General features: G+C 42.6%; 17 protein-coding genes. 15 read left to right on the top strand and 2 right to left on the bottom strand.

What is annotated here, in order from left to right; genetic code table 11:
* Positions 1–36 precede the first annotated feature (36 nt).
* The gene (gene rnhC, locus GLV98_RS12485) at positions 37–972 is read right to left on the bottom strand and encodes a ribonuclease HIII (RefSeq protein ID WP_160915639.1); all 936 of its coding nucleotides are present in this window, start codon (positions 970–972) and stop codon (positions 37–39) included.
* A gap of 148 nt (positions 973–1120) precedes the next feature.
* Between rnhC and zapA the strand changes: the two genes are divergently transcribed.
* From zapA to uvrC, 12 genes are all read left to right on the top strand, one after another.
* The gene (gene zapA / locus GLV98_RS12480; protein ID WP_089650576.1) at positions 1121–1405 is read left to right on the top strand and encodes a cell division protein ZapA; all 285 of its coding nucleotides are present in this window, start codon (positions 1121–1123) and stop codon (positions 1403–1405) included.
* Position 1406: 1 nt separating this feature from the next.
* Positions 1407–1949 (top strand): CvpA family protein, encoded by a 543-nt coding sequence (locus GLV98_RS12475; RefSeq protein WP_160915637.1) that lies wholly within the window; start codon positions 1407–1409, stop codon positions 1947–1949.
* 104 nt (positions 1950–2053) lie between these two features.
* Positions 2054–3775, top strand: a complete 1722-nt coding sequence (gene polX, locus GLV98_RS12470; protein ID WP_160915635.1) for a DNA polymerase/3'-5' exonuclease PolX — start codon at positions 2054–2056, stop codon at positions 3773–3775.
* 18 nt (positions 3776–3793) lie between these two features.
* Positions 3794–6139, top strand: a complete 2346-nt coding sequence (locus GLV98_RS12465; protein WP_160915633.1) for an endonuclease MutS2 — start codon at positions 3794–3796, stop codon at positions 6137–6139.
* 23 nt (positions 6140–6162) lie between these two features.
* Positions 6163–6570, top strand: a complete 408-nt coding sequence (locus tag GLV98_RS12460) for a DUF350 domain-containing protein (protein ID WP_089650580.1) — start codon at positions 6163–6165, stop codon at positions 6568–6570.
* Between the two features lie 826 nt (positions 6571–7396).
* Positions 7397–9100, top strand: coding sequence for a long-chain-fatty-acid--CoA ligase (locus GLV98_RS12455; RefSeq protein ID WP_160915631.1), 1704 nt, complete (start codon positions 7397–7399; stop codon positions 9098–9100).
* Between the two features lie 101 nt (positions 9101–9201).
* Complete coding sequence (locus GLV98_RS12450; RefSeq protein WP_115822610.1) at positions 9202–9792, top strand: TetR/AcrR family transcriptional regulator; 591 nt, start codon at positions 9202–9204, stop codon at positions 9790–9792.
* 16 nt (positions 9793–9808) lie between these two features.
* Entirely contained in the window at positions 9809–10582 is a 774-nt protein-coding gene (locus tag GLV98_RS12445) for an enoyl-CoA hydratase (protein ID WP_160915892.1), read from the top strand.
* A gap of 18 nt (positions 10583–10600) precedes the next feature.
* On the top strand, positions 10601–11374 hold the full coding sequence (locus tag GLV98_RS12440; RefSeq protein ID WP_160915629.1) for an electron transfer flavoprotein subunit beta/FixA family protein: 774 nt from the start codon (positions 10601–10603) through the stop codon (positions 11372–11374).
* Positions 11375–11399: 25 nt separating this feature from the next.
* A complete protein-coding gene (locus GLV98_RS12435) occupies positions 11400–12380 on the top strand; it encodes an electron transfer flavoprotein subunit alpha/FixB family protein (RefSeq protein WP_160915627.1) in 981 nt (326 codons plus the stop codon).
* A 109-nt stretch (positions 12381–12489) separates the two neighbouring features.
* Positions 12490–12828, top strand: a complete 339-nt coding sequence (trxA, locus tag GLV98_RS12430) for a thioredoxin (protein WP_337193753.1) — start codon at positions 12490–12492, stop codon at positions 12826–12828.
* Positions 12829–13049: 221 nt separating this feature from the next.
* Positions 13050–14849, top strand: coding sequence for an excinuclease ABC subunit UvrC (gene uvrC / locus GLV98_RS12425; protein WP_160915625.1), 1800 nt, complete (start codon positions 13050–13052; stop codon positions 14847–14849).
* A gap of 24 nt (positions 14850–14873) precedes the next feature.
* Here the strand turns inward: uvrC and GLV98_RS12420 are convergent, their stop codons facing one another.
* Positions 14874–15317 carry a YslB family protein gene (locus GLV98_RS12420; protein ID WP_160915623.1) on the bottom strand — a complete coding sequence of 148 codons (444 nt, stop codon included), beginning with the start codon at positions 15315–15317 and terminating at the stop codon, positions 14874–14876.
* 279 nt (positions 15318–15596) lie between these two features.
* Between GLV98_RS12420 and GLV98_RS12415 the strand changes: the two genes are divergently transcribed.
* The 3 genes from GLV98_RS12415 to sdhB all read left to right on the top strand — a co-directional run bounded on the left by GLV98_RS12415 (position 15597) and on the right by sdhB (position 18810).
* On the top strand, positions 15597–16217 hold the full coding sequence (locus GLV98_RS12415; protein ID WP_089652712.1) for a succinate dehydrogenase cytochrome b558 subunit: 621 nt from the start codon (positions 15597–15599) through the stop codon (positions 16215–16217).
* Positions 16218–16279: 62 nt separating this feature from the next.
* On the top strand, positions 16280–18031 hold the full coding sequence (sdhA, locus tag GLV98_RS12410) for a succinate dehydrogenase flavoprotein subunit (RefSeq protein WP_160915621.1): 1752 nt from the start codon (positions 16280–16282) through the stop codon (positions 18029–18031).
* A 14-nt stretch (positions 18032–18045) separates the two neighbouring features.
* Positions 18046–18810: a succinate dehydrogenase iron-sulfur subunit gene (gene sdhB, locus GLV98_RS12405; protein ID WP_160915528.1), complete on the top strand. Its 765-nt coding sequence runs from the start codon at positions 18046–18048 to the stop codon at positions 18808–18810.
* Positions 18811–18818: the final 8 nt, after the last annotated feature.

Genomic DNA, 18818 nt, shown 5'->3' with positions numbered 1-18818 from the left:
CTTTAACTCTGGGCTTTTCGTATAGGCAACGGCAAATTATTTAACAAACTTTTTCGCTTTTTCCGTGGTTGCAAAATGAACTTTAGCTAATTCGTCAAGCTTCTCTTCACCGTAAGCTTCAATAATAGCTGCTGCAGCACGATCCACTTTTCCAGAAGCTCCTTTTGGTATCGGAAGCCCTGTATCGAATTCCATTTGGTTCATGGCTTTTACAAAGGCAGATCTTGCAATGATGGAAGCTGTTGCGACAGCAATCGAATAACTTTCCGCTTTTGTCATAAAGTAAACATGTTCTTGAAGGCGTTGATTCTCGCTTCTCAGATGTTTCTCGTATACATGTGGTTCTGAAAACTGGTCGATTAATATTCCGTCTGGTTTTTCGGGTGCAATCTTCTCGAGTAGGCGGTTCAAGGCTTGATGGTGGAGCATCGTTTTCATTTTCCCTTGACTCCATCCTTTTCTCTGCCACTGGTTGTATTTTTTATTCGGCAGTCTCAGCAGACTGTAAGGGATTTTCATAGCCACAATGTCTTTCGCCAGGTTGGTTATTTGAGCATCCGAAAGGTTTTTTGAATCTTTGACACCAATCGCTTTTAATTGTGGGATTTGTTCTTTTGTTACAAAAGCGGCTGCTACAGTGATGGGGCCGAAATAGTCCCCTGTACCGGCTTCATCGGATCCTATATGAGAGCTTGCGAATAGCTGGTCATTGGGATGGAAAGCATGACGTTGGTTCTTGCTTTTCTTCTCCCCCCCTGAGGGAGTGGTAGGAACGCTTCCCCATTTTTCTGCTTCTATTTCTGGTTTTTGGCCCTGGAAGAGCACCTTGCCCGACTTGTAAGCTGTAATCGTGCAACTGGTTGTTTTGGCTGCGAACAACGCTGCTGGCGGACTGTTTTTCAAACTTGAGGTGTAATATTTCTTCATTTTCTCTAGTGTAGAGACAGGTAATTTTAATACAACTTGGGGCATAATGGATTCCTTTCTGTCTAAAATGATAGGATTAGTATAGCAAAATGGATGACAAAAGAGAACATTTGCGAAAAACATCCATATTGGTTTCCTATTTGTCAAGCTTCGTGTTAATATAAAGTTTAGGATTGAGAGAAACTAGGGGGGTATGAATGTGTCGCAGTCAGACCAAGAGAAAAAAAGAATTACAGTGGAGATCAACAAACGATCTTACACTATAGTTGGTCATGAAGAGCCCCATCATATCCGTATGGTATCCAGTCTGGTGGATCAAAAGATGCGAGAGATCCATGAAGCAAATCCTAGCCTGGATACGGCAAAGCTCGCCGTTTTGACCGCTGTGAATACGATGAATGAATATATGAAATTAAAGGAAGAATGTACAGAACTTATGAATTATATTGAAAAGAAAGAGAAAGAGGATAGAGGGTAAAATGATTGATTTATTGTTGTTGTTTATTTTGTTTATTGGTGTAATAACGGGATTGAAAAGAGGATTTATTCTTCAGCTTTTCCATCTTATCGGATTTGTTGTAGCCTTTGTACTCGCTGTTATCTACTATGATGACCTTGCGCCGAAGCTGACGTTATGGGTACCTTATCCTGAATTGCCTCAGGATTCTTCCTGGGCGATTTTCTTAGAGAATTTGCCTTTGGAACAAGCCTTTTATAACGCTGTTGCTTTTGCCATTATCTTTTTTGGAGCTAAAATCATCTTACATATTATTGCGTCCATGTTGGACTTTGTTTCGGAACTGCCGATCTTGAATTCCTTGAACACGTTGTTAGGTGGAATTTTAGGCTTTATTGAAAATTATGTCATCTTATTCGTGGTGCTGTACATAGCGGCGCTTGTACCTCTTGCCGGGGTGCAAAGTGCTTTGGACGGATCAATTCTTGCACAGCTGATCATCGAACACACACCAGTCTTTTCAGAACAATTGAAAACGCTGTGGATTGAACATGTAGCTGGCTGAGTAAGACGTTAGGATGAAAGTACAGGTAGAGCCGCTATGATTATGATCATGGCGGCTCTTTTTCAGCTTGAAAACAGGATAAAATGTGAAGGAGTCGATAAATCATGGCAATCGATAAGAAACAAGTCATTAAACTGTTGGAAAAAATCGCTGTTTACTTAGAGTTAAAAGGGGAAAACCCTTTTAAAATTTCTGCTTACCGTAAGGCTGCCCAAGCTTTAGAGCGCGATGACAGATCATTAAGTGAGATCGATGATTTCACAAAAATGAAAGGGATCGGAAAAGGTACGGCAACTGTCATTGATGAATACTTAGAAAACGAAGAATCAGATACGTTAAAGCAATTACAGGCAGAAGTTCCAGCCGGCCTTGTACCATTACTTGACCTCCCAGGACTCGGTGGCAAGAAATTAGCGAAACTTTATCAACAATTAGGTGTGACCGATGCAGAGACTTTGAAGGAAGCTCTGGAGGCTGGAAAAGTGGAAGCGCTGGATGGTTTCGGAAAAAAGTCTGCCGAAAAGATGTTAAAGGCTATTGAAGAAGCGGGAGCACGTCCAGAACGTTTGCCGATCGCTGTTATGCTTCCATTAGCAGAAAAAATCGAGCGTTTTCTAGATCAAGGGAAGACATTCACACGTTTTTCTAGAGCGGGAAGTTTAAGAAGAATGCGTGAAACGATTAAAGATTTAGATTTCATTATTGCGTCAGAAAATGCTGTTGAAACTCGAGATGAGCTATTGGCCTATCCAGATATAAAAGAAATTATTGCTTCAGGTGAGACGAAAGTTTCTATCGTGGTCAATGAGGGCTATGATATAGGCATTGATTTCCGTATTGTTTCACCAGAAGAATTTGCTACGACCTTACACCATTTCACAGGATCCAAAGACCACAATGTCGCTATGAGACAACTCGCAAAAGAGAACAATGAGAAAATCAGTGAGTATGGAATTGAAAATTCGGAAACGGGAGAAGTCCAAACGTTTGGAACAGAAGAAGAATTTTTCCAGCATTTTGGTCTTTATTTCATTCCTCCTGAAGTTAGAGAAAATTATGGAGAAGTAGAGAAATTTAAAGAATCCATTGAACTCGTGGAATTGGATGACGTTCGCGGGGATCTTCATATGCACTCGACTTGGAGTGATGGAGCTCAGTCCATCAAAGAAATGGCAGAGAAAGCAAAAGCGAAAGGGTATGACTACATCGCTATCACTGACCACTCGAAATACTTGCGTGTGGCAAATGGATTGAATGAAGAGCGTCTACGTTTGCAAAGGAAAGAGATTGAAAAGGTGAATGCAGAAATGGATGATTTCCATATCTTTGCTGGCATTGAAATGGACATTCTGCCAGATGGATCACTAGACTTTGATGATGAGTTCCTCAAAGAGATGGACTTTGTCATTGCCTCCATTCACTCAAGCTTTCAGCAATCAAGAGATCAAATTATGGAACGGTTGACCAATGCCCTCGAAAACCCTCATGTCCACATGATTGCTCATCCGACCGGACGTTTGATTGGCCGTCGCGAAGGCTATGATGTGGACCTTGAAGCATTGATTGAAGGAGCCAAGCGAACAGGGACGATTCTTGAACTTAACGCGAACCCTAACCGGTTAGATCTAAGTTGGGAATGGTTAATGAGAGCTCAGGAAGAGGGCGTGAACATTGCTGTTAATACGGATGCTCACAGTTATCCAATGTTGGAGCATATGAAAATAGGCATTGGTTCAGCGCGAAAAGGGTGGCTTAGAAAAGATACAGTCATCAATACGTGGACGAAACAACAGTTGATGGATAAGTTCAAGATCCATAAGGAGTAATAAAGGAGACGGTTACACATGAATCAACGCATCCTTCATGTACTAGAATTTAAAAAAATCATAGAACAATTGAACGAACAAGCAGCATCTTCGTTGGGGAAAGAAAAGACATCCGCTTTGAAACCATCTTCTGATTTGGAAGAGGTTCGTCACTTGCAGATGGAAACAGATGAAGCTGGACAAGTTCTGCGTTTGAAAGGGCATGTCCCACTTGGTGGTATTTTTGACATCAAACCAAGCTTGAAGCGAACCACAATCGGCGGGACTTTGAGTGCTCTCGAATGTTTGGATGTCGCCAGTACGATCTATGGCGGCAGACAACTGAAGCGTTTCATTGAAGATATGGAAGAACCAGAAATGCCCATTTTGAGAGATATGGTGTCAACAATTGCTCCATTAAGGGACCTGGAGAGTGAAATCAGAAACTGTATCGATGACCATGGAGGAGTCATGGACGGGGCCTCTGAGAAATTGAGATCCATCCGTTCGAAAATCCGGACATATGAGAGTCGGGTAAGGGACAAAATGGAGTCGTTTACAAAGTCTAAGTCAAAAATGCTTTCCGATGCGATTGTCACCATAAGAAATGAACGCTATGTTTTACCAGTTAAACAAGAATATCGTGGGTCCATAGGCGGGATCGTCCATGACCAATCCTCTTCTGGAGCGACATTGTTCATAGAACCGCAAACGGTCGTCGACTTGAATAACCAACTGCAAGAAGCTCGCGTCCAAGAAAAAAATGAGATCGAGAAAATCTTGAAAGAGCTTTCCGATGCGATTGCGGAAAATCATGAACCCTTATATGAAAATGTGAATGTGTTAGGGCATATGGACTTTATGTTTGCTAGAGCGAAGTTAGGCAAGCAGATGAGAGCAGCCATGCCTAAGATGAATGACGAAGGCCGCATCGATATGAAACAAGCGAGACATCCACTAATCCCAGAAGATGAAGTCGTTCCGAATGACATCGAAATTGGCACAGATTACACATCTATTGTTATTACTGGACCGAACACAGGTGGAAAAACGGTTACTCTCAAACTCGTAGGTTTGTGCACTTTAATGGCACAGTCCGGCTTACAGGTACCCGCTTTGGATGGATGTGAGATGGCTGTATTCAATGAAGTTTATGCAGACATCGGAGATGAACAGTCCATCGAACAAAGTTTATCTACTTTTTCTTCCCACATGACTAATATCGTAGACATTTTGGATAAAGTGGACGATCAGTCCTTAGTCTTGTTTGATGAACTTGGTGCTGGAACGGATCCGCAAGAAGGGGCCGCTCTTGCGATGTCGATTTTAGATGAAGTCGTCAACCGGAAAGCCCGTGTCATCGCGACAACCCACTATCCTGAATTGAAGGCTTATGGCTACAATCGCCCGGATGTCATCAACGCCTCTGTCGAATTTGATATTCAAACACTAAAACCGACCTACCGCTTGTTGATTGGTGTTCCAGGACGGAGTAACGCATTTGAGATTTCCAGGCGCTTAGGTTTAAGAGAATCTGTAATTGACTCTGCGAAAGGTCATATCGGTGTAGATTCTCAGAGTGTTGAGAATATGATTGCTTCATTAGAAGAATCGAAGCGGGGAGCAGAGCAGGATTATGCAGAAGCAGAACGGTTGCTTGCAGAAGCGGAAGAGCTCCGCAATGAATTAAAGCATAAATGGGACCAATTTGAAGATCAACGGGAAAAGTTATATGAAAAAGCGGAACAAAAAGCAGAAAAAGCCATTCGCCAGGCCAGAGAAGAAGCGGAAACGATCGTTGGCGAAATACGGAACATGAAATCACAGGCTCAAATGAAAGAGCATGAATGGATTGAAGCTCGGAAGATGTTTGACGAGGCGCAGCCGGAACTTGCGAAGAAGAAACCGAAAGCAACTCCAGCACCAAAGAAAGAGTCGAGAGAATTGAATCCTGGAGATGAAGTGAAGCTACTGACTCTGAACCAGCAAGGAACCATTGTGGAACAGACAGGGAAGAACGAATACCAGGTTCAGGTTGGTGTAATGAAAGTGAAAGCCAAACGCAAAGAACTTGAATTCGTAAAGGCAAAGCAACCTTATAAAGAAAAGCCAATGGCGACAGTCAAAGGAAAGAACTTCCATGTGAAAACAGAACTCGACTTACGTGGCGAGCGCTATGAAGATGCGTTGAACCGCTTAGAGAAATATATTGATGACGCTCTTTTAGCAGGCTATCCACGAGTATCCATTATCCACGGGAAGGGGACGGGCGCTCTTCGAACAGCGGTTCAAAATTTTGCAAAAAAACACCGCAGCATCTCCAGCCATCGGGCAGGGGGCATGAATGAAGGTGGAAGTGGAGTGACCGTCCTTGAGTTTCGATAATTCGTTGAAAAGGGAGCGGAGGAATGAGTAATTTTTGGGAATACACGTTAGTGGAAACCGCCGCTCGTTACAGTGTTGTTGTCCTGTGCTTAGTTCTTTTCATGGCGATTTTTGAAATCGTTACTTCCTATAATAATTGGGAAGAAATCAAAAAAGGCAACATTGCTGTAGCGATGGCGACCGGGGGAAAACTATTTGGAATTGCAAACATCTTTCGTTTTTCAATAGAACATAACGACTCACTCACCCAAACGATGGGGTGGGGCTTGTATGGATTTGCCCTTCTCCTTTGCGGTTATTTCATTTTTGAATTCTTGACCCCATCGTTTAAGATCGATGAAGAAATTGCAAATGACAACCGTGCCGTAGGATTCATTTCCTTAGTCATTTCCATCGGGCTATCGTATGTGATTGGAGCGAATATCATTTAAGGAGAGAGACAGTGGAAACCTTAGCCAAAATATTAATGGTCGTTGCCGCGGCCTTTCTCATCGTCGGCATCCTGTTTTTTATCATATAAGTTATAGATTCATCATTAAACAAGAAGCTCATCGGGCTTCTTGTTTTTTTATGTTCATGTAATAATAGTTATTAAAGTAAATGGCAGGATAGTGGAAGACTCAGTTTCGAGATTTTTCGTGGTTCGTTATCGTGTTGAGCGCCAGGGGTGGCTGGGAAGCTACTCGCTTTCCTGTGGGGGACGTGGTGAGCTTCCTCGGACTGCGTCCTGCGGGATCTCACCTAACTCCTTCTCCCACGGGAGTCTCGCAGCTTCCCAACCACCCCATTCGAGGTATGTGAAAAACGAACCTCTGTACCAAGTTGGAAGGTCTTCCACTACCACACATTTGAGGTGTAATGAGCTCTGGATCAAGCTTTTACGTACTTTGGAGGTGTTCTAATCATTCATACCCTCAACCATACATGCTCCCCTTTTAGAAGTGGTTTCGAGACACTTATAAGGTAAAGGGGCGGAGGGAAACGGTGAGACTCCTATGGGACGTGTGGGACAGGTGAGACCCCGGAAGGCGTAGCCTGAGGAGGCTCACCGCCCGCCCCATGGAAAGCGAACTGTTTCCTGTAGCCCCGAAAATCACACAAACATCTCGAAACTGAGTCTTCAAGTAAAGGGAGCGTATGTGCAGGAATGGGTTTAGTTTTAAGGGTAATATTTTCAATTTTTTAAATAATAATTCAAATATGAGCCTTTAGTCGTTATAATAGGAGAGAAGACAATTATTAGGGAGGTCTGTCAAAATGAGTGATTTTCAACGTCCATGGCACAAGTTGTATCCACCAGAAGTCCCTGTCACCATTGATTACAAAGAACAACCACTCCATGATTACCTTAAAGAAAGTGCTGAAGTTTACGGAGAAAAGAAAGCGCTTTATTTTATGGGCAAGGAGTTGGATTATAAAGAAATATATGAAGAGGCCCAAGCTTTAGCCAGCTATTTGCAGGAACTTGGGTTGGAAAAAGGCGACCGTGTTTCCATTATGTTGCCAAACTGTCCTCAATCCGTCATCTCCTATTATGGAGTGCTTATGGCTGGAGGAATCGTTGTCCAGACGAACCCTCTCTATATGGAAAGGGAATTGGAATATCAAATGAATGATTCAGGAGCTAAGATGATCATTTGTCTTGATGTTCTTTATCCAAAGGCTGCCAATATTAAACCTGATACCCCTCTTGAACACATCATCGTGACAGGTATTAAAGATTACCTTCCTTTCCCTAAAAATAAAATTTATCCTTTTATTCAAAAAAGGCAGTATCAAGTGCTCGTCAAACCGGAACAATCTACAGATACTCATCTATGGTCCCATGTTTTGAAAAATGCAAGCGGAAATGTCGAAGAGGTAGAGATCGATCCTAAAGAGGATCTTGCTTTACTACAATACACCGGAGGAACGACTGGTTTTCCAAAAGGTGTTATGCTCACTCATTATAATCTGATTGTCAACACGCAAATGTCGAAGAAATGGTTGTATAAGTGCAAAGACGGCGAAGAAACCGTGCTTGCTATTTTACCGTTCTTCCATGTATATGGAATGACTTCGGTTATGAACCTGTCTGTCATGATGGGGAACAAGATGATTCTTATGCCAAAGTTTGAACCGGAAGATGTTTTGAAAGTCATTGAAAAACAAAAACCGACGTTATTCCCTGGTGCCCCTACAATTTATATCGCCTTACTGAACCACCCGAATTTGAAAAAATATGATCTTTCATCTATTGAAGCCTGTATCAGTGGTTCAGCTCCGTTGCCGGTTGAAGTCCAAGAACGTTTTGAAGCTGTCACAGGTGGACGTCTTGTTGAAGGCTATGGGTTGACGGAAACTTCTCCAGTTACCCATTCCAACTTGGTATGGGGACAGCGTATGAGTGGAAGTATCGGTGTACCATGGCCAGACACGGACGCCAAGATCTACAAGATGGATGCGGATGAAGAGGCTGAGAATGGAGAAATCGGAGAAATCGTCGTCAAAGGTCCTCAAGTAATGAGAGGTTATTGGAACAGGCCAGAGGAAACGGCACAGGTACTCAGTGAGGATGGGTGGTTCCGTACAGGTGATATGGGGTATATGGATGATGCTGGATACTTTTATATCGTAGATCGGAAAAAAGATATGATCATCGCAGGCGGATATAACATCTATCCTCGTGAAGTGGAAGAAGTCCTTTATGAGCACTCAGAAATTCAAGAAGCTGTCGTTGTAGGAGTTCCTGACCCGTATCGTGGAGAAACCGTAAAAGCCTTCATCGTTAAAAAACAAGGAAGTGAAATTACGGAAGATGAATTGAATGAATATTGTCGTAAAAACATTGCTTCTTATAAGGTCCCGAGGTTATATGAGTTCAGAGAGGAGTTACCGAAAACAGCGGTCGGTAAGATCTTAAGGAGAACATTGATCGATGAGGAGAAGCGGAAATATGAGGAATCTGAAAGTATCCAATAAACACAAAAAAGAAAGTTGACAGAATATTTCTTTGCTTGTAGAATAATAAGTGAATGATGATTCATTCATTTTTCAGTTCGCAATAGCAAGGAGATATACCATTGAAGAAAAATAAACCGAAATTCAAACAAATTATTGATGCAGCTGTCGAAGTCATTGCTGAAAATGGCTACCACTCTTCTCAAGTTTCTAAGATAGCAAAGAAAGCAGGAGTGGCAGATGGAACCATCTACCTTTATTTTAAAAACAAGGAAGATATCCTTGTATCATTGTTTCAAGAAAAAATGGGGCAATTCATAGAAAAGATTGAGCAGGAAACAACCTCTAAGCAGTCAGCGGAACAAAAGCTTTTAACTTTAATCCAAACACATTTTGAACAGCTGGCTGCTGACCACCATCTCGCGATTGTGACACAGTTGGAATTGCGCCAATCGAATAAAGAGTTGAGGCAAAAAATCAATCATGTATTGAAGCGCTATTTGAACGTCATTGATCAAATTGTTGAAGAAGGTGTCGAAGAGGAGTTGTTCCGTAGTGGCCTGGATCGCCGTCTTGTACGTCAAATGATTTTTGGAACGATGGATGAGACGGTGACAAATTGGGTCATGAAAGAGCAGCGTTATAACATAGAAGAACAAGCAAAAGAAGTCCATAGCTTAATTGTGAATGGATTAGCCCGTCATGATAAGTGAGAAAGGTGATGATGATTTGTCGACTTTAACTTCACAAGTAAAAGGGAATGTGGCGGAAATCACGATACAGAGCCCGCCTGCAAACGCACTGTCCAGCTCCATTCTTCAGGATCTTTCCAAGGAACTGGACCAAGTGGAGAGCGATTCTTCCATAAAAGCCATCCTTCTTAAAGGGGAAGGACGTTTCTTCTCTGCAGGAGCAGATATTAAGGAATTTACATCTCTCCAAGGAGCAGATGATTATAAGGGATTGGCAGCTAAGGGGCAGCAATTGTTTAGTAGAATTGAGAATTTCCACGTGCCTGTAATTGCTGCTATCCATGGAGCAGCACTAGGTGGAGGCCTAGAGCTTGCCATGTCCTGCCATATCCGCTATGTAGCTGATGATGCAAAGTTAGGGTTGCCTGAATTGAATCTTGGAATTATCCCCGGCTTTGCAGGGACCCAAAGGTTACCAAGATATGTCGGCACAGCAAAAGCTTATGAAATGATCTTGACAGGTGTGCCGATTAGTGGTGAAGAAGCTGCCCGAGTAGGTCTAGCTAATCAAAGTTTCTCTAGTGAGGAACTTTTTGAAAAAGCAGAACAGCTGGCTCAAACCATATCCCAGAAAAGCGGGCCGACCATTCATCATGTCATGAAGTTGATTCCGTATGCCCATACCTCTCAGTTTGAAGCAGGGAACCATGCGGAAGCAGACGCCTTTGGAGAGGTGTTTGGGAATGAAGATGCTAAAGAAGGCATCCAGGCATTCATTGAAAAAAGAAAACCAGCATTCAAAAATCAATAGCCCAGGAGGTATATAGACATGAATATTTACGTTTTGCTGAAAAGAACGTTTGACACAGAAGAAAAAATCTCTGTAAGTAATGGAGTGATTGCTGATGATGGAGCAGAATACATCATCAACCCATACGATGAGTATGCGGTGGAAGAAGCGATCAATCTGCGTGACGAGCACGGCGGTGAAGTGACAGTTGTGACGATCGGAGAAGAGGAAGCAGAGAAACAGCTTCGTACAGCTCTGGCTATGGGAGCAGATAAAGCGGTTCTAATTAACACGGAAGATGATCTTGAAGAAGGTGACCAGTTTACAACGGTTAAAATTCTTGAGGCATTCTTTGAAGATAAAGAAGTCGACATTATTCTTGGCGGGAACGTAGCCATTGATGAAGCCAGTGGTCAAGTAGGTCCTCGTCTTGCGGAACGTTTGGATATGCCATGTGTGACGACAATCACGGATATCAAAATTGACGGTACGACAGTAAATATTGAGCGCGATGTTGAAGGAGATGTTGAAAAGGTCGAAACGACACTTCCTGTCCTCGTCACTTGTCAGCAAGGTTTGAATGAGCCGAGGTACCCTTCTTTGCCAGGAATTATGAAAGCGAAGAAAAAGCCACTTGATGAGCTTGAAATCGATGACCTCGATCTGGATGAAGACGATGTGGAACCAAAAACAAAAACGACTGAAATTTTCCTTCCACCTGAAAAGCAAGCAGGAAAAGTGCTTGAAGGAGAAGTCGATGACCAAGTAAAAGAACTTGTATCATTATTAAAAACAGAAGCGAAAGTACTTTAAATAGACAAGGGAAAGGAGAATCTTTATGAGTAAAAAAATGTTGGTGATCGGAGAAGCAAGAGAAGGATCTCTTCGTAATGTTACATTCGAAGCCATTGCGGCAGCAAATATCGTCAGTGATGGGGGAGAAGTCGTCGGTGTCCTTTGTGGAGATGGCGATTTGAATGAAATGGGACAGGAAATGGTTTACTATGGAGCTTCCAGAGTTATCACTGTTTCAAACTCAGATTTGAAAACGTATACATCTGATGGTTATGGTCAAGCCGTATATCAGGTCATTCAGGATGAATCACCTGAAGGAATCATCATGGGCCATACAGCGATCGGTAAAGATTTGACACCGAAACTTGCCAGTAAGCTCGAGTCCGGACTAATTTCAGATGCTACTGAGGTAGTCGCTGAAGGTGGAGACATTGTTTTCACACGTCCCATCTACTCCGGAAAAGCTTTCGAAAAGAAAATGGTTACAGAGGGACTCGTATTTGCGACCATTCGTCCAAATAACATTCCAGCCCTTACAAGAGATGATTCTTTAGCTGGAAGTGTATCCGAGAAAGAAGTAGAGATTTCAAATATCCGTACAATCATAAAAGATGTCTTGCGCAAGTCTTCGGATGGTGTCGATCTTTCAGAAGCGAAAGTCATCATCGCCGGTGGTCGTGGTGTGAAGAGTGCAGAAGGTTTTGAACCACTTGAGAAACTTGCCGAAGTTCTTGGCGGTACAGTCGGAGCATCCCGCGGAGCTTGTGATGCTGGTTATTGCGACTACTCCTTACAAATTGGTCAAACAGGGAAGGTCGTTACGCCAGACTTGTATATTGCATGTGGTATTTCTGGAGCCATTCAACACTTAGCTGGAATGTCGAATTCCAAAGTTATTGTGGCGATTAACAAAGATCCGGAAGCGAACATATTCAATGTAGCGGATTATGGAATCGTTGGCGATTTGTTCGATGTTGTACCTAAACTAATTGAAGAAATCAAAGAGATGAAAGTAAACGCCTGACCATAAAGCCGAAGCCAAATATTTGGCTTCGGCTTTATTCCATGTTTAAATAAGGTATAAACAAATTGTTAGTCACTAAAAATAGATAGTGATATACTCTTAACAGACTATTAGGTCGAGGAGGAATTATAGTATGGCAATTGTAAAAGCAACTGATCAGAACTTTACAGAAGAAACAAACCAGGGTCTTGTCCTAGCTGATTTCTGGGCACCATGGTGCGGACCTTGTAAGATGATTGCGCCCGTATTAGAAGAACTGGATGCGGAAATGAGCGATCAAGTAAAAATCGTCAAACTTGATGTTGATGAGAACCAAGAAACAGCAGGTAAATTCGGTGTCATGAGTATCCCGACACTGCTTCTATTCAAAGATGGTCAAGTGGTTGACCAGGTTATCGGCTTCCAACCAAAAGAAGCACTTGCTGAATTGATTCAAAAACATTCTTAATGAATGAATTTACTATGAAAGCCGCGTTGCCAAAGCAGCGCGGCTTTCATCATCTTTTTACAATCTAAATTTGTTCAGGTTCAAGGTCTTAAGCAGCTTTTTGCGTACACATCATGCCGCAAGACGTTGCTTAAGCTTGTCCAGGCGTATTGAACCTGCATACTTGGTCCGTCGTTGTGGTATTTTCAGTATATAATCTACAAATCATGGAGTGAACCTATATGAACTCAACCATCAAAGAGAAACTGGCTGTACTACCGGACCAGCCCGGTTGTTATCTGATGAAAGATAAAAACGATACGGTCATCTATGTTGGGAAGTCCAAAGTGTTGAAAAACCGTGTCCGCTCCTATTTTACCGGAGCGCATGACGGGAAAACACAGCGACTCGTCCGTGAAATCGTTAACTTTGAATATATCGTGACAACCTCAGAAATTGAAGCGTTGATATTGGAAATGAACTTAATAAAAAAATATGATCCGAAGTATAACGTTTTATTAAAAGATGATAAGACATATCCATACTTGAAGGTGACATCAGAAAGGCATCCCAGACTCATTGTCACAAGAAATGTGAAAAAAGATAAAGGGAAGTATTTCGGTCCCTACCCAAACGTCATTGCTGCAAGGGAAACGAAAAAGCTTCTTGATCGATTGTATCCATTAAGAAAATGTAATACCATGCCCGATCGTGTTTGTCTTTATTACCACATGCACCAGTGTCTTGGACCATGTGAATACAAAGTCTCCAAAAAAACGAATGAAGAAATCGTTCAAAATATAACGTCCTTCCTAAATGGCGGTCACACAGCAATAAAGAAAGATTTAAAAAAGCGAATGCTTGAAGCGTCAGAAGAGCTTGATTTTGAACGGGCGAAGGAATTGAGAGATCAAATTGAGCACATTGAGTCTGTCATGGAGCAACAAAAGATGACGATGAATGACCAAGTCGACCGAGATATTTTCGGCTACTCCTATGATAAAGGTTGGATGTGTGTCCAGGTGTTTTTCGTCCGCCAGGGCAAACTGATCGAACGAGATGTTACGCTATTTCCATTCTTTGATGACCCAGAAGAGACATTTATCAGCTATATCGGCCGCTTTTACCTGCATCAAAACCATCCTTATCCTAAACAGGTCCTCGTTCCGGTGGCGACGGACGTCGATGTCTTGGAAGGAGCATTAGATACGAAAGTTCACATTCCTATGCGTGGTCGGAAAAAAGAATTGGTTGAGCTTGCGATGAAGAACGCAAAAATATCCTTGGAAGAAAAATTTGCTTTGATTGAACGAGATGAAGAGCGAACCATTAAAGCTGTAGAAGCACTTGGAAACCACCTTCACATTGAAACACCTCACCGGATTGAAGCTTTTGATAACTCCAATATACAAGGCGCAGATCCTGTTTCAGCCATGGTTGTTTTCATTGATGGGAAGCCACAGAAGAAAGAGTACAGGAAGTATAAAATCAGGGATGTAGAGGGTCCTGATGATTATGAAACCATGAGAGAAGTGATTCGACGGAGGTACAAGCGGGTGTTAAAAGAAGGCCTGCCTCTCCCTGATTTAATTGTCGTCGATGGCGGCAAAGGGCAAATGACGGCCGCTCTTGATGTTCTTGAGAATGAACTTGGTGTTGATGTTCCTCTATGCGGTTTAGCAAAAGACGATAAACACAAGACCAGTGAATTATTGTACGGCGATCCCCCAAGTCCTATCGATCTTGACCGTCAGTCTCAAGAATTTTATCTGGTGCAGCGCATCCAAGATGAGGTACACAGGTTCGCTATTTCCTTTCACCGGCAGCTTCGAGGCAAGGGTGCTATTCAATCTGAACTGGATCGTATTCCTGGAGTCGGACAGAAACGAAGGCGCTTATTGTTGAGACACTTCAAGTCTGTCACGGAAATTAAAAATGCAGAAATTGAGGATATCACGAGATTAGGTGTTCCAGAACCTGTGGCTAACACAATTCTCATTCATTTGAACCAGGATAACGTAGAAGAACCAGCTGAAGAATAACAGCTGGTTCTTTGCTTTCTTTATTTATCCTTTTAGTGCTTTAATTTCAACATAGTTCTCTTTGTGGTTTTTCTCTTCAAAACATTCATATGTATGATCAGTAATTTTGCAGATGATTTCTGCCATGAACCCACATTCCATGCGGAAGTCGACTTCGAACATTTTTTGGTTCAGCCGCTTCTCTATCATATGGCCGCTCAATTTAAAAATCATTTCTTTTTTCTTTTCTTTGTCTAAAACAAGTTCACCCCAGCCCATGTACTGGAAAAACTCATAGAGTTCATCCAAGGTGCTGATCTCTGTCTGTCTGGCCATGTTTTTCCCCATATAATAAAGGAGGTAGGGGGCATCTTTCCCTAAGAAATCCGGGAGGGTGTAATAACGCATCAAATCAAAACCTGCGCCTGTCCCTACAAGCGATGAAATGTTGCCCGTTGTTAGCTTCGTAGATTCTTTCAAAACGCTCATTCCTTTCTCTCCTTATTATCACTCGAAACGAGGTTCGGTGCAATAAAAATTGTCCCTTTTCATCGAAAGGAAATAAATGTGTATTTTCGAGCAAATTATGAACGTGCTTTCTTGACGCTTATACGCGATAGAAGTACAATAAACATGTCACAAATTGTACATTGGTCAGACAAGTAAGGGAAGAGGGGCTTTTCCTATTATTTTTAGCGCTAAATTAAAGCGCTTAACTGTCTGAAAAATGTTCATATTCAAACTGTTATCATCTTGAGGGGGGTAAATATGGCGGGAACACGCGGATACGTTAATCGAAGACTGCATTCACTTTTGGGCGTCGTCCCAATCGGGATCTTTTTGATCCAACACTTGACTGTGAACTATTTTGCAACACGTGGACCAGAGGCATTTAACGCTGCAGCTCATTTTATGGAGAGCTTGCCATATCGTTATGTACTGGAGACTTTCATTATCTTTTTACCACTGTTGTTCCACTCTATTTACGGAGTGTATATTGCTTTCACAGCGAAGAGTAATTTATCTAACTTCGGTTATTTCAGGAACTGGATGTTCATCTTCCAACGGATCACTGGAATTATCACACTCATATTCATTGCATGGCATGTATGGGAAACGAGAATTGCTATTGGCTTCGGTTGGGCAGAATTGAACTATTCGTTGATGGAAGGCATCCTTACTGAACCATTCTTCTTTTGGTTCTACATAGTAGGGGTCATCTCAACGACTTTCCACTTCTCTAATGGTCTTTGGTCGTTCTTTGTCAGCTGGGGAATCACAGTATCACCTCGCTCTCAGAAGATTATGACCTATGCAAGCATCATTATTTTCCTTGCGATTTCTTATGTTGGTGTTCGTACACTGATTCAATTCGCATATGGCATATAATCAATGAAAATTTTAATTACGAAACGGTAGATTTTTAGTATTCAAGGGAGTGAGCTTCAATCATGACAAACCGTAATATTGTTGTTGTCGGTGGTGGTTTAGCCGGCCTAATGGCAACAATTAAAGCAGCAGAACAAGGGGTTCACGTGGACTTGCTTTCCATTGTTCCTGTTAAGCGTTCTCACTCTGTATGTGCCCAAGGCGGAATTAATGGGGCAGTTAATACGAAAGGGGAAGGCGACTCCCCATGGGAACACTTTGACGATACAGTTTATGGAGGCGACTTCTTAGCAAACCAACCTCCTGTAAAAGCGATGTGTGATGCCGCACCAGGAATTATTCACTTGCTGGACCGTATGGGCGTAATGTTCAACCGTACTCCGGAGGGATTGCTAGATTTCCGTCGCTTTGGTGGAACGCAGCACCACCGTACAGCATTTGCCGGAGCAACAACTGGACAGCAGCTTCTATACGCTCTGGATGAGCAAGTGCGTCGACACGAAGTAAATGGTCTCGTAACGAAATATGAAAATTGGGAATTCCTATCCGCAATCGTCGATGAAAAAGGTGTAGGACGAGGCATTATTGGTCAGAACCTTAGTGACCACGAAATCAAAGCTTTCCCAGCAGATGCTGTCATCATGGCAACAGGCGGACCTGGAATCATTTTCGGTAAGTCAACAAACTCTGTCATCAATACTGGATCTGCAGCAGGTGCCCTTTATCAACAAGGGGTGGACTATGCAAATGGTGAGTTCATTCAAATACACCCGACAGCGATTCCTGGGGATGACAAACTGCGCCTTATGAGTGAGTCGGCTCGTGGTGAAGGTGGACGCGTGTGGACATATAAAGATGGGGAGCCATGGTATTTCTTAGAGGAAAAATACCCGGCTTATGGAAACCTCGTTCCGCGTGACATTGCTACACGCGAAATCTTTGATGTTTGTGTCAATCAAAAGCTAGGTATCAATGGGGAGAACATGGTTTACCTTGATCTATCTCATAAAGACCCGAAGGAATTAGACGTCAAGCTTGGTGGAATTATTGAAATCTATGAAAAATTCGTAGGGGACGATCCGAAAAAAGTACCGATGAAGATTTTCCCTGCCGTTCACTATTCCATGGGTGGAATGTGGGTCGATTATGACCAGATGACCAATATTCCAGGAATTTTTGCTGCTGGAGAATGTGATTACACTCAACACGGCGGGAACAGACTCGGAGCAAACTCGCTTCTTTCTTCCATTTTTGGTGGAATGGTAGCTGGACCGAATGCTGTTAAATATATCGATGGATTAGAAACGCTGGCGGATGATATGACATCCAAGCTGTTTGAAGAGAAAGTGAAAGAAGAACAAGATAAATTTGAGGCAATTATGAATATGGACGGCGATGAAAATGCTTACCAAATTCATAAAGAGCTTGGGGAATGGATGACCGATAATGTTACGGTCGTCCGCGAAAACGAAAAGCTTCTGAAAACAGATGAAAAGATTGTAGAGTTGATGGATCGTTACAAACGAATCAACATCAATGATACTTCTCGCTGGAGCAACCAGGGAGCCATGTTTACACGTCAGTTATGGAACATGCTTCAATTGGCCCGTGTTATTACTCAAGGTGCATACAACCGTAATGAGAGCCGTGGCGCACACTACAAGCCTGAGTTCCCTGAACGTAATGATGAAGAATGGCTGAAGACAACGGTTGCTAGCTTTGATAAGGAAAACAACAAGCCGGTATTCCGTTATGACGAAGTCGATACATCCTTAATCGAGCCTCGTAAACGTGATTACTCGAAAAGTAAATAAAGGAGGTAACGATCATGAGCGAAAATAAAACGATCACGATGATCATTACTCGTCAGGACCACCCTGATGAATCATCTTATGAAGAGAAATTCGAGATTCCGTATCGTGAAAATATGAACGTCATCTCTGCGCTTATGGAAATTCGTCGTAACCCTGTCAATGCAGACGGTGAACCGACGACTCCTGTTTATTGGGATATGGGTTGCTTGGAAGAGGTGTGTGGCGCCTGTTCCATGGTGATCAACGGGACACCTCGTCAATCCTGTACAGCCCTCGTGGACCAACTTGAACAGCCGATTCGCTTGGCTCCAATGACGACATTCCCAGTCAACCGTGACCTGGCTGTTGACCGTAGCCGGATGTTCGATTCATTGAAGAAAGTGAAAGCTTGGATTCCGATTGACGGAACATATGATCTTGGTCCAGGGCCTAAGATGCCAGAGAGTAAACGTCAGTGGGCTTATGAGCTATCCAAATGTATGACATGTGGAGTATGCTTGGAAGCTTGCCCGAACGTCAATAGTAAGTCGGACTTCATCGGACCTGCTCCATTATCTCAAGTTCGCTTGTTCAACTCCCACCCTACAGGAGAGATGAACAAGAGTGAACGTTTGCAGACAATTATGGATGAAGAAGGACTCATGGGTTGCGGAAACGCACAAAACTGTGTTCAGTCTTGTCCTAAAGGAATTCCTTTAACGACTTCTATTGCAGCACTTAACCGTGATACAGCTATTGAATCTTTCAAAAGCTTCTTCGGAAGCGACCAACGCGTATAAAAATTACT

The organism is Halobacillus litoralis, from assembly GCF_009856415.1.
GTDB classification, from domain to species: Bacteria; Bacillota; Bacilli; order Bacillales; family Halobacillaceae; genus Halobacillus; species Halobacillus litoralis_C.
Note: the sequence above shows the minus strand (reverse complement) of the source record. Positions and strands in the feature narration are given on the sequence as shown.

Bases quoted from the DNA above. Each gene is read 5' to 3' on its own strand.
- rnhC (WP_160915639.1), bottom strand. From the start codon at position 972: ATGCCCCAAGTTGTATTAAAATTACCTGTCTCTACACTAGAGAAAATG.
- sdhB (WP_160915528.1), top strand. From the start codon at position 18,046: ATGAGCGAAAATAAAACGATCACGATGATCATTACTCGTCAGGACCAC.
- sdhA (WP_160915621.1), top strand. From the start codon at position 16,280: ATGACAAACCGTAATATTGTTGTTGTCGGTGGTGGTTTAGCCGGCCTA.
- GLV98_RS12460 (WP_089650580.1), top strand. From the start codon at position 6,163: ATGAGTAATTTTTGGGAATACACGTTAGTGGAAACCGCCGCTCGTTAC.
- zapA (WP_089650576.1), top strand. From the start codon at position 1,121: ATGAATGTGTCGCAGTCAGACCAAGAGAAAAAAAGAATTACAGTGGAG.
- GLV98_RS12475 (WP_160915637.1), top strand. From the start codon at position 1,407: ATGATTGATTTATTGTTGTTGTTTATTTTGTTTATTGGTGTAATAACG.
- uvrC (WP_160915625.1), top strand. From the start codon at position 13,050: ATGAACTCAACCATCAAAGAGAAACTGGCTGTACTACCGGACCAGCCC.
- GLV98_RS12415 (WP_089652712.1), top strand. From the start codon at position 15,597: ATGGCGGGAACACGCGGATACGTTAATCGAAGACTGCATTCACTTTTG.
- polX (WP_160915635.1), top strand. From the start codon at position 2,054: ATGGCAATCGATAAGAAACAAGTCATTAAACTGTTGGAAAAAATCGCT.
- GLV98_RS12420 (WP_160915623.1), bottom strand. From the start codon at position 15,317: ATGAGCGTTTTGAAAGAATCTACGAAGCTAACAACGGGCAACATTTCA.
- GLV98_RS12465 (WP_160915633.1), top strand. From the start codon at position 3,794: ATGAATCAACGCATCCTTCATGTACTAGAATTTAAAAAAATCATAGAA.
- GLV98_RS12440 (WP_160915629.1), top strand. From the start codon at position 10,601: ATGAATATTTACGTTTTGCTGAAAAGAACGTTTGACACAGAAGAAAAA.
- GLV98_RS12455 (WP_160915631.1), top strand. From the start codon at position 7,397: ATGAGTGATTTTCAACGTCCATGGCACAAGTTGTATCCACCAGAAGTC.
- GLV98_RS12435 (WP_160915627.1), top strand. From the start codon at position 11,400: ATGAGTAAAAAAATGTTGGTGATCGGAGAAGCAAGAGAAGGATCTCTT.